6 protein-coding genes and 1 riboswitch are annotated in these 5,120 nt (G+C 65.4%); of the genes, 3 read left to right on the top strand and 3 right to left on the bottom strand.

Going from position 1 to position 5,120, the window contains the following annotated elements:
- On the top strand, positions 1-277 hold a 277-nt coding region (locus PMN64_RS41870), incomplete at its 5' end, for a thioesterase family protein (protein WP_411784995.1).
- Positions 278-428: 151 nt separating this feature from the next.
- Here PMN64_RS41870 and proC read toward each other — a convergent pair.
- Both proC and PMN64_RS41860 read right to left on the bottom strand, forming a co-directional pair.
- Positions 429-1,307: a pyrroline-5-carboxylate reductase gene (gene proC, locus PMN64_RS41865; RefSeq protein WP_411784994.1), complete on the bottom strand. Its 879-nt coding sequence runs from the start codon at positions 1,305-1,307 to the stop codon at positions 429-431.
- Positions 1,308-1,455: 148 nt separating this feature from the next.
- Entirely contained in the window at positions 1,456-1,956 is a 501-nt protein-coding gene (locus tag PMN64_RS41860; protein ID WP_016844492.1) for a YbjN domain-containing protein, read from the bottom strand.
- Positions 1,957-2,397: 441 nt separating this feature from the next.
- A riboswitch (FMN riboswitch) is annotated at positions 2,398-2,551 on the top strand.
- Between the two features lie 78 nt (positions 2,552-2,629).
- Here PMN64_RS41860 and PMN64_RS41855 point away from each other — a divergent pair.
- Together PMN64_RS41855 and PMN64_RS41850 are read left to right on the top strand one after the other, a co-directional pair.
- Positions 2,630-3,211 carry a 6,7-dimethyl-8-ribityllumazine synthase gene (locus tag PMN64_RS41855; RefSeq protein WP_411784993.1) on the top strand — a complete coding sequence of 194 codons (582 nt, stop codon included), beginning with the start codon at positions 2,630-2,632 and terminating at the stop codon, positions 3,209-3,211.
- Between the two features lie 103 nt (positions 3,212-3,314).
- Complete coding sequence (locus PMN64_RS41850) at positions 3,315-4,121, top strand: SDR family NAD(P)-dependent oxidoreductase (protein ID WP_304498795.1); 807 nt, start codon at positions 3,315-3,317, stop codon at positions 4,119-4,121.
- 157 nt (positions 4,122-4,278) lie between these two features.
- On the opposite strand, the gene PMN64_RS41845 is transcribed toward PMN64_RS41850, so the two are convergent.
- Positions 4,279-5,120, bottom strand: an 842-nt coding sequence (locus PMN64_RS41845) for a ribose-phosphate pyrophosphokinase (RefSeq protein ID WP_411784992.1), incomplete at its 5' end; no start/stop codon positions are given.

Genomic DNA, 5,120 nt, shown 5'->3' with positions numbered 1-5,120 from the left:
GGAGATGGCGTCGGGCGACGCCATCCGCGCCGCGTTGCGGCCCGGCTGGGTCACGGTCGGCACCGAGGTCGATATCCGTCATCTCGCCGCCGCGCTGGTCGGCGCCACCGTGCGGACCACCGCGAAGGTGGTCGCGGTCGAGCGCCGCGTGATCCGCTTCGAGGTGGAAGCCTTTGAGGGCACGCGCAAGCTCGGCGAGGGCCGCCACGCCCGCGGTCTGATCAATGTCGAGAGTTTCAACAAGCGGCTGGCGGGAACGTCGGGCCAGGCGCATTAATCGAGTTGCCGGCGCGCACTAATCCACTTGTTCAGACGTCATCCTGAGGTGCGCGCCCTTGCGCGCCTCGAAGGATGGGCCGCCGGCCGTGCACCCTTCGAGGCTCGCTTCGCTCGCACCTCAGGGTGACGGGCAGGCAGTGTACTCGCAGCTACTTCGCCAATTCCCTTGAGCGCCGTGTTGCCGCGGCAATCGCGCGGGTCATTAGTGGCTGCATGCCGTCATTGGCCATCAGCACCTCCAGTGCGGCAGCGGTGGTGCCGCCGGGCGAGGTGACGTTCTGCCGCAGGGTCGCGGATGGCAGATCCGAGCGATGCAGCAATTCGCCGGAGCCCGCGACGGTCGCCCGCGCCAGCGTGGTCGCAAGCTGCTCGGGCAGGCCGGCCGCAACGCCGGCGCGCGCGAGCTCCTCGGCGAGCAGGAACACATAGGCCGGGCCCGAGCCGGAGACCGCGGTCACCGCGTCCATCAGGCTCTCATCGTCGACCCATTCGACGAGACCGGTCGCTTTCAGCAGCGCATCGGTCATCGCGCGCTGCGCGGCGGTGACGCGCTTCGACGGTACCGCAACCGTGATGCCGCGGCCGATCGCCGCCGGCGTGTTCGGCATCGCGCGCACCACCGCGCCGCCGACAACCTCTTCCAGCGCTGACATGGTCGTGCCGGCCATGATCGAGACGACGAGTGTCGAGGGACCGACGAAGGATTTCAGCGCGGCGCCGGCGTCGCGGAATGATTGCGGCTTCACCGCGACGACAAGCGTGTCGACCGTGCCGAGATCCTTCGCTTGCGGATTGAGCCGTACGCCCTTCGCAGCAAGCGCGGAGATCTCCGGCGAAAGATGCGGGTCGATCACCGCGACACGGTCGGGTGCAAGGCCCTGCGCGAGCCAGCCGGTCAGCATGGCGCCGCCCATCTTGCCCGCGCCCGCAAGCGCGATGGTGCCGGTCGTGTTTTTCAGTGCGCTGCTGGATGTGTTCACAGGCGTCTCCACAAACCCGGTGTCGTCCCGGCGAAAGCCGGGACCCATAACCACAGCCGGTTCTAGTGAGACGAGCGATCAGCCACAAGCAGTTTGCGTGAGCCCCGCGGCCGCGGAGTATGGGTCCCTGCTCCCGTGCGCAATTGCGCACTAGGCAGGGACGACACTGAGGGTGTGGATTGCTGAAGCGAAACCGTTACGCCTCACCCTCGGTGTCGAACATCGCCGCGGCCATCGCCTCGGCGGTCGACTTGCCGGCCCACACCACGAACTGGAATGCCGGATAGTAGCGCTCGCAGGCGTGGATCGCGTTGACCACCATGGCCTCGCACTGCGCGGTGGAGGCGGTGAGACCGCCGGGCAGCACCAGCGCCTGACGGTGCATCACCATGCCGGTGTGGGTCCACAGATCGAAATGGCCGACCCACAATTGTTCGTTGATCGCGGCGACCAGCCGCTGCACCTCGGCGCGGCGCGCCTGCGGCATCTTCATGTCGAAGGCGCAGGCGAGATGCAGCGCCTCGATCTCGCCCATCCAGGTGAACGAGAGCTGATAATCGATCCAGTCTCCCTTGGAGACGATCGTCACCTCGTCTTCGCCGGAACGCTCGAACGCCCAGTTGTTGTCGGTGGCGATATCTTCGACCACCGCAAGCGGGTTGTTCCGGGAATCGATAATGCTTTCGAGGAGGGACATGCCGTCTCGGACCTTGTTCTTATGATCGCTTGATACGCACACGGAAGCCGGCACTTGCGACATACTGCGTCGTGGCCGAGTGCAGTTCCTGATGCGGGCTTCCGGATGCCCCTGGACCTGACGCCGATGAAGTGATGTGATTTGCGGAATCCGCGCAACCGCACGCCGAGTCCGTCCACAGCCAAAGCGCGCATCGTCCACAGCTGATCTCCGCCACATCTGTGATTTTGAGAACAAATCGGAATCTAAGCGTTCGCGTAACGCTTTGTTAACCATTTGCCGGCGCTTCGCCGCGCCTGTGAATCAGTGGTCGGGCCCTCACATCAACCTCGCAGAGCCGCAACGCGCTCATGGGGACATGCCGTTTCCCCATGCCAAAGGCCTTGCCCGGCTGTCGCGCTTTGGTCATATTTCGCCTCAGGCACGTCCATCCCGGGCGTGCCGAGTTCTCAGGGCGGGGTGAAAATCCCCACCGGCGGTAAGGGTGATGAGCCCAAGCCCGCGAGCGCCTTCCTCCGCGAAGCCGGGGGAAGGGTCAGCAGATTCGGTGCAATTCCGAAGCCGACGGTTACAGTCCGGATGAAAGAGAACGGTTGCGGCGGCCAACGCGATTTTCGCGTGGGCTCGTGTCGTTGTCCGTGTGCCCTGATTCTGGTCCTGAAAGAGGAAAGCCATGAATCAGATGTTGCAAGACCAAGACGTTCAAGCTTCTCAAGTCCAAACCTCCCAGGCAGAAAGTGCTCCCGATACGCCGGCCATTCCGCCGACGCCGGAGCATCCGCACTTCGCAAAGCCGCAGCGCGTTGCATTCGTGCAGTCGTCCTGGCATCGCGACGTGGTGGAAGAATGCCGCATCTCCTTCCTGAAGGAGATCGAGGCGCGTCACATCACCAATGTCGACGTGTTCGAGGTGCCGGGCTCGTTCGAGATCCCGCTGCACGCGCAGCTGCTGGCGAAGACCCGCCGCTACACCGCGATCGTCGCGGCCGGGCTCGTGGTCGATGGCGGCATCTACCGCCACGAATTCGTCGCCGATACCGTGATCAAGGCGCTGATGGATGTGCAGTTGCGCACCGAGGTGCCGGTGTTCTCGGCGGTGCTGACGCCGCAGCAATTCCACGAGACCGAGGTGCATTACGAGTTCTTCCGCAAGCACTTCGTGATCAAGGGGATCGAGGTCGCGGAAGCCTGCGCCAACACGCTGCTCAGCCTCGAGCGGCTGCGCGGCCAGGTCGCGGCGGGAATCCCCGGCTAGCATCGGCGGAAAAGCGATTCCGGCATGCGTGCCGGGATCGCTCTCGCCTGCGGCGCGTTCGGTTATGCTTGCGGCATAAAACCAAAACGCGCGGGAGGCGCCCATGACCGAACAACATTCCTCTGACTGGCTCGGCCTGTCGGGCCGCGTTGCCGTCGTCACCGGCGGAGGCGGCGGTATCGGCCGCGCCACCGCGGTCAGTTTCGCGCGGGCCGGTGCCAGGGTTGCCGCGCTCGATCGCGACGAGCGCTCCCTTGCGGAGACCAAGGCAACGCTTCGCGAGTTCGGTGACGGTCATCTCGTCGCGAGCTGCGATACGACCAGCGAGGACAATGTCGCCGCTGTCGCCGACGCCGTCGCGCGCACGTTTGGCGCTTGCGACATCCTCGTCAACACCGCGGCGGTGCTGCGCCCGGGCGGGCTCGATACGCTCGCGCTCGCGGAATGGAATGCGGTGCTGGCGGTCAATCTCACCGGCTATTTCATCTGCGCGCAGGCGTTCGGCCGCCAGATGCGCAAGGCCGGACGCGGCAGCCTTATCCACGTCGCCTCGATCGCCGCCAGCAATGCGCAGGGGCAGAGCGGCGCCTACAGCGTCAGCAAGGCCGGCGTCGTGATGCTCTCGCAGCAACTCGCAGCGGAATGGGGGCCGCATGGCATCCGCAGCAATGTGGTGAGCCCCGGCCTTGTCGTGACGCCGATGAGCCAGGCCTTCTACGACACGCCCGGGGTCACCGAACGGCGCACCGCCGTGGTGCCGATGCGCCGGATCGGCGCACCGCAGGACATGGCGGACGCGACCCTGTTCCTGGCCAGCGATCGCTCGTCTTACGTCAACGGTGAGGAAATCATCGTCGATGGCGGCTATGCGCGGACGCTGATGAGCCACGTGCCGCGGCCGGGGTTCTAACGCGTCTGGCGCCACATACTCGGTGTCGTCCCGGCCTTGAGCCGGACCCATAACCACCAATGCGAATTGATTTACAACGCTGGAGCCACAGCCTTCGCAACAACAGCGGCTGTGGTTATGGGTCCCTGCTTCCGCAGGGACGACAGCAAATATCGATCTAATCGAACAGGCTCGAGACCGACTCTTCCGCCGCGGTGCGACCGATCGCTTCGGCGATCAGGCCGGCGATCGAGATCTGGCGGATGTTCGGCGCCTTGTTGACGGCCTCGGTCGGCAGGATCGAGTCGGTGATGACCAGTTCCTTCAGCCGCGACGAGGCGATGCGCGCGGCGGCGCCGCCGGACAGCACGCCGTGGGTGATGTAGGCCGAGACCTCCTTGGCGCCGTGCGCGATCAGCGCTTCGGCCGCATTCACCAGCGTGCCGCCGGAATCGACGATGTCGTCGACCAGGATGCAATTGTAGCCGGCGACGTCGCCGATCACGTTCATCACCTCGGACTCACCCGGGCGCTCGCGGCGCTTGTCGACGATGGCAAGCGGGGTGTTGATGCGCTTGGCGAGGCCGCGGGCACGCGCCACGCCGCCGACGTCGGGCGACACCACCATCACCTTGGCGAGGTCGAACTTCTCCTTGATGTCGCGCACCATCAGCGGCGCCGCGAACAGGTTGTCGGTCGGGATGTCGAAGAAGCCCTGGATCTGGCCGGCATGCAGGTCGAGCGTCATGACGCGGTCGACGCCGGCGTGCGAGATCAGGTTGGCGACGAGCTTGGCCGAGATCGGCGTACGCGAGCCGGACCTGCGATCCTGCCTGGCGTAGCCAAAATAGGGCACCACCGCGGTGATGCGGCGCGCCGAGGAACGGCGCAGCGCGTCGGTGATGATCAACAGTTCCATCAGATTGTCGTTGGCCGGAAACGACGTCGACTGCAGGATGAACATGTCCGAGCCGCGGACATTCTCCTGGATCTCGACGAAGATCTCCATGTCGGCAAAGC

This window comes from Bradyrhizobium sp. UFLA01-814 (assembly GCF_046718885.1).
Classification (GTDB): domain Bacteria; phylum Pseudomonadota; class Alphaproteobacteria; order Rhizobiales; family Xanthobacteraceae; genus Bradyrhizobium; species Bradyrhizobium elkanii.
Note: the sequence above shows the minus strand (reverse complement) of the source record. Positions and strands in the feature narration are given on the sequence as shown.